General features: G+C 44.2%; 1 protein-coding gene. It reads right to left on the bottom strand.

Annotation, left to right across the window (positions count from 1 at the left end):
- Positions 1–197: 197 nt before the first annotated feature.
- The coding region (locus ACLHZ1_RS20550; protein ID WP_427263536.1) for a hypothetical protein at positions 198–651 on the bottom strand (454 nt) is incomplete at its 5' end.

Below are 651 nucleotides of genomic sequence, written 5' to 3'. Positions count from 1 at the left end.
CCGAGCTGAAACGGGCTTGGTACGACATCCTGGCGAAGTACACAAAAGGAGCTGGCACAGCTGTAGCCCTTGCGCTGGTTGTGTTTGCGACCCCTAGCGACTGGCATAAATTGACTGCGCATAATGTATATTATGTTAAATATACTGAACTTAAGATAAGTTCATGAGTTGGATCAGATCAATCACTTAGCTACATCCTAGAGCACTTGCAGATTTTGAGTTTTGCTACTTAACTTAACTTCATTAAAAGCGACTTTGGATCTGAGCAACTGATGACATACACCAACTACCACATCAGGCGTGATCGGCAACATGTCACAGTGCTGGTCGATGATGTAACAACTCTGCCTGTGTTGTTTGGAACGATCTACCTGCTCAATCAGTTGTCTAAGACGAGATTTAGTACGCAGAGAAATGACCTGATCTCGCTCCGATTTTTCTACAGCTTTTGGTTGAAAACTCATGGAGAAACATTTGACCATTTTTTTTATAGATCGAGTTTTGATATCGCATCTTGCATCCCTGAGCTTAACCATCCCCTCATATGAGCGAGGCGTGGCGCGGCTTCTGAGGTATGATCGCCATCCTTGACCAGCTAATACCCAACAGACTATCCCCATGTTTAACCACGAACTAATCCTCAACCACATC

Source organism: Aeromonas sobria (genome assembly GCF_050266975.1).
Classification (GTDB): Bacteria; Pseudomonadota; Gammaproteobacteria; order Enterobacterales; family Aeromonadaceae; genus Aeromonas; species Aeromonas sobria_B.
The sequence above is the reverse complement of the archived record's forward strand: the minus strand, read 5'-3'. Positions and strand labels throughout refer to the sequence as shown.